Raw genomic sequence first — 3,710 nt, 5'->3', positions numbered from 1 at the left:
GGACGGACGGGGCCCTCGCCACCGGCGTCAGCGCCGGGCGACACCCTCCGCGCGCGCCGCGGCGGCCACGGCCGCCGTGACGGCGGGTGCCACCCGCTCGTCGAACGGCGAGGGGATCACGTAGTCGGCGGCGAGATCGTCGCCGACCACCGCGGCCAGCGCCTCGGCCGCCGCGATCTTCATCCCCTCGGTGATCCGGGAGGCCCGCACCTGGAGCGCGCCCGCGAAGATCCCGGGGAAGGCCAGCACGTTGTTGATCTGGTTCGGGAAGTCCGAGCGCCCGGTGGCGACGACCGCCGCGTACTTGTGCGCGACGTCGGGGTGCACCTCGGGGTTCGGGTTGGCCATCGCGAACACGAAGGCGCCCTCGGCCATGGAGGCCACGGCCTCCTCGGGCACCGTACCGCCGGAGACGCCGATGAAGACGTCCGCGCCCTTGAGCGCGTCCTCCAGCGTGCCGCTGATGCCCGCCTTGTTGGTGAAGCCGGCCACCTCGCGCTTGACCGGGGTCAGGTCCGCCCGGTCGGCGGAGACGACGCCCTTGCGGTCCGCCACCGCGACATCGCCGATGCCGGCCTCGATCAGCATCCTGGCGATGGCGACACCGGCCGCGCCGGCGCCCGAGATCACGGCGCGCAGCTGCCCGATCTCCCGGCCGCTGAGCCGCGCGGCGTTGCGCAGCGCGGCGAGCGTCACCACGGCCGTGCCGTGCTGGTCGTCGTGGAAGACCGGGATGTCGAGGCGCTCCTGGAGCCGGCGCTCGATCTCGAAGCACCGGGGTGCCGAGATGTCCTCCAGGTTCACTCCGCCGAAGGAGGGAGCGAGCCGGACGACGGTCTCCACGATCTCGTCCACGTCGGTGCAGTCGAGCGCGATCGGCACCGCGTCCACGCCGCCGAACTGCTTGAAGAGGATGGCCTTGCCCTCCATCACGGGGAGGGAGGCCTGGGGACCGATGTCCCCGAGTCCGAGCACGGCCGTGCCGTCGGTGACGACGGCGACGACGGAGGACTTCCATGTGTAGTCGTTGACCAGCTCCGGCTGCTCCGCGATCGCGGTGCACACGCGCGCGACGCCGGGCGTGTACGCGAGGGAAAGGTCGTCCTTGTCGCGGACCGGCACGGTGGCCCGCACGGCCATCTTGCCGCCGCGGTGCAGCGCGAAAACCGGATCGAAGGAATCGAGGGGCTCGGCCCCGCCGTCCTGGTCCGTACTGACGTCGCTGCGAGGATTGACGATCTCCGCTGCCACTTGTTCTACCCCTTAGGTATGCATGGTTTGAGGGTCGACCACTCCTGGTGAGGGGTGGGCGGGCACCGCGCACGGCCCGATTGCGGATACGCACGGGTCATACGCGACGGGCGCGCCGCACACGCGCCCTGAGCCCCGGATGAGGGGTGTAAAGAACCTTCTTACCGGACGGACGGCGCCCACGACGAGTCCAATAGGTGCAAGGTCACATCTCGGAACCAGAAAGCCACACCGGGGTGACACGCCGCTGACGGCCGTGCCACCACGGGCCCGGGCACCGAGGGACTCGACGGAATGGGGACGGATACGGAATCCGTTGGTCCGGTCGTCCGCATTTCGAGACGCGCCGGAGATTTTCCGGCGGTGGGACGGGATTCGCGCAGATGGTCCGGCGCACTGACGCGCCACGCGACCAAGGATGTACCGACCTGTTGCGGTTCGGGGGGTCACCCGTTATCCGATTTTGACATATCGGCGCCCCTGCATGGCGTAGTCCGAATGGCAAGATGCCGTAAACCCGCGAGGTCGCGCCACCCAATGGTGTGTGTTCTCGTCTACCCAGCGGCAAACTGTTCGCATACGCCGGAGGAACCAACCATGACCGCAAGCTCCACGCGTCGGACGACCGCCACGCAATCCCGGCTGGCAGCGGTCGGTGCGATCGCGGTCGCGGGCGCCCTGCTGCTCACCGGCTGCGGCGACCAGACCAAGGGCAAGAGCAACGACTCCGGCGCCGGCGCCGCGACCACCGCCCCGCTCGCGAGCAAGCTCCCGCAGAGCATCCGCGACAAGGGCCGCATCCTGGTCGGCTCGGACATCGCGTACGCCCCGGTGGAGTTCAAGGACGCCGGCGGCAAGGTCGTCGGCCTGGACCCGGACATCGCGAACGCGCTCGGCAAGCAGCTCGGGGTGCGCCTGGAGTTCCGCAACGGCACCTTCGACGCCCTGCTCACGGGTCTGCGCTCGGGCCGCTACGACATAGCCATGTCGGCGATGACCGACAACAAGAACCGCCAGGAGGGCGTGGACCCGGACACCGGCAAGAAGGTCGGCCAGGGTGTCGACTTCGTCGACTACCTGACCGCCGGCGTCTCGATCTACACCCGCAAGGGCGACACCCAGGGCATCACCGGATGGCCGGATCTGTGCGGCAAGAAGCTCGCCGTCGAGCGCGGCACCGTCTCGGAGGACCTGGCCAAGCAGGAGGCCAAGAAGTGTCCGGGCGGCAAGAAGCTCACCATCGAGGCCTTCGACGACGACCAGCAGTCCCAGACCCGGCTGCGCTCGGGCGGCGTGGACGCGGCCTCCTCCGACTTCCCGGTGGCCGCGTACGCGGTGAAGACCTCGGGCGGCGGCAAGGACTTCCAGGTCGTCGGCGACCAGGTCGAGGCGGCGCCGTACGGCATCGCGGTCTCCAAGGACGCGCCCCGGCTGCGGGACGCGCTCAAGGCCGCGATGGACGCCATCATCAAGAACGGCGAGTACCGGAAGATCCTCGAGAAGTGGGGCGCCCAGGACGGCGCCGTCAAGGAATCCGTGATCAACGGCGGCAAGTGACCCGCGGCGTACCCAGCGGCCACCGAGAGGCAGCACATCCGTGACTGACATCGAGAAGACGGCCGGGGAGCAGGGCACTCCCCCGGCCGGCCATGAAGCCATCCGAGCGATACCCGTCCGGCACTACGGACGCTATGTGACCGCCGTCGTCGCCATCGCGATCCTCGTCGCGATCGTCTACGCCTTCGGCCAGGGCAAGATCAACTGGCACGCGGTACCGCAGTACTTCTTCGACCATCGCATCCTGACCGGTGTCAGCAAAACGCTTCTGCTGACCGTGCTGTCGATGCTGATCGGCATCGTGGGCGGCGTCGTGCTGGCCGTCATGCGGCTGTCGAAGAACCCGGTGACCTCGGGCATCGCCTGGTTCTACATCTGGTTCTTCCGCGGCACCCCGGTCCTGGTCCAGCTGTTCCTCTGGTTCAACCTGGGCCTGGTCTTCGAGTACATCAACCTGATGCCGCTCTACAAGGACTACTGGTCGAACTTCATGACGCCGCTGCTGACGGCGCTGCTCGGCCTGGGTCTGAACGAGGCGGCGTACATGGCCGAGATCTGCCGGGCGGGCCTGCTCGCGGTGGACGAGGGCCAGACCGAGGCGGCCCACGCGCTGGGCATGAGCCACGGCAAGACCCTGCGCCGGGTGGTCATCCCGCAGGCGATGCGGGTGATCGTGCCGCCGACCGGCAACGAGGTCATCAACATGCTGAAGACGACCTCCCTGGTGGCGGCCGTCCAGTACCCCGAACTGTTCCGCTACGCCCAGGACATCGGCCAGAACTCCGGGGCCCCGGTGGAGATGTACTTCCTGGCCGCGGCCTGGTACCTGATCATGACCTCGGTGCTCAGCGTGGGCCAGTACTACATCGAGCGGTACTACGCCCGCGGTTCCAGCCGCACCC

General features: G+C 68.8%; 3 protein-coding genes. 2 read left to right on the top strand and 1 reads right to left on the bottom strand.

Annotated elements, in window-relative coordinates; translation table 11 throughout:
* Window positions 1-27: 27 nt before the first annotated feature.
* On the bottom strand, window positions 28-1,251 hold the full coding sequence (locus tag FRZ03_RS28755; protein WP_146468030.1) for an NAD(P)-dependent malic enzyme: 1,224 nt from the start codon (window positions 1,249-1,251) through the stop codon (window positions 28-30).
* Window positions 1,252-1,848: 597 nt separating this feature from the next.
* On the opposite strand from FRZ03_RS28755, the gene FRZ03_RS28750 reads away from it, so the two are divergent.
* Together FRZ03_RS28750 and FRZ03_RS28745 are read left to right on the top strand one after the other, a co-directional pair.
* Entirely contained in the window at window positions 1,849-2,808 is a 960-nt protein-coding gene (locus FRZ03_RS28750) for an ABC transporter substrate-binding protein (RefSeq protein ID WP_146468029.1), read from the top strand.
* 40 nt (window positions 2,809-2,848) lie between these two features.
* A partial coding sequence (locus FRZ03_RS28745; RefSeq protein ID WP_146468028.1) for an amino acid ABC transporter permease occupies window positions 2,849-3,710 on the top strand: 862 nt, incomplete at its 3' end.

The sequence above is a fragment of the Streptomyces misionensis genome, from assembly GCF_007896895.1.
Classification (GTDB): Bacteria; Actinomycetota; Actinomycetes; order Streptomycetales; family Streptomycetaceae; genus Streptomyces; species Streptomyces misionensis_A.
This window is presented reverse-complemented; position numbering and strand designations above follow the sequence as displayed.